The 914-nt window shown below is 48.1% G+C and carries 2 protein-coding genes and 1 pseudogene; all 3 read right to left on the reverse strand.

What is annotated here, in order from left to right:
- The coding region (locus GIV26_RS27020) for a transposase (RefSeq protein WP_236282928.1) at window positions 1-261 on the reverse strand (261 nt) is incomplete at its 3' end.
- 212 nt (window positions 262-473) lie between these two features.
- Complete coding sequence (locus GIV26_RS27025) at window positions 474-728, reverse strand: hypothetical protein (protein ID WP_146120443.1); 255 nt, start codon at window positions 726-728, stop codon at window positions 474-476.
- 46 nt (window positions 729-774) lie between these two features.
- Window positions 775-914: pseudogene (locus GIV26_RS27030) on the reverse strand (transposase); the annotation flags it as partial.

The raw sequence follows: 914 nt of genomic DNA on the forward strand, positions 1-914 counted from the left end.
CCGAGTGGCCCGAGCCGCGAGCGCCTTCATTAACTGCCCTAGCCCTGCAACCGAGTTACCCGGAGAAACCAGTAAATGGACATGATTAGTCATCAAACAGTAGGCGTATATTTTTATGCCAAATGCGCCCTTAAGCTCTCGAAGGTCTCTCACGTAGCGCTGGTAGTCCTCCTCGGCAGCAAAGATCACCTGGCGGTTGTGACCACGCTGTACAACATGATGAGGATAGTTGGGCAAAACGACACGTCCCACTCTGGGCATAGGTAACCTCCTTCCTTAGAGAATTACAGCCTAGCAAATGGGAAAAAAATAAATCTGTCCCCTTTTATCCAGTCCCCTTTTATCCAAAACCTTACCCGATGCTGATGCAAACGCGTTCGGCGGCAAGGGCCGAGGTCAGGAGAAATGGACAACCAAAGAAGGTTAAGTAAGTGCCATTCAAATCTGTCCCCTTTTTCTACTTCTTCCAAATACTAGTGCCTTTTTTTGTCTTTACGACTTTTCAGCCATGACAACATCCAAATACCCGCACCTACTGGAACCCCGCAGTAAGCAGCGACTTTCAGAGAAGCATTGATAACGCCAGCCTCAAGCGCCCAATGACCCAGCTTGAAATATGCAATCGTCGCCACGAGTAAATTACCGACAATACCTACCACAAAAAAAACCAGAAAAAAATACACAGCTAGCGTACCCAATAGGTACCAACCTACCGTTTTTGGCTTCACTTATTACTTCCCATATTAGATACACCACGACAAAAAGGGGACAGATTTATTTACCACCCTCCAACCTCGGCCGCCCTTGCCCTCGGCGCTCAATACGAACGCCTGCAATCCTCTCAACTTCTTCAATGAAACGAGCAGTTCCGGTAAGCTGCCCCCGTTGCAACGCCTCACGAATAATTTTCGTCT

The organism is Pseudomonas sp. PA-1-3F (assembly GCF_021609665.1).
Classification (GTDB): Bacteria; Pseudomonadota; Gammaproteobacteria; order Pseudomonadales; family Pseudomonadaceae; genus Aquipseudomonas; species Aquipseudomonas paracarnis.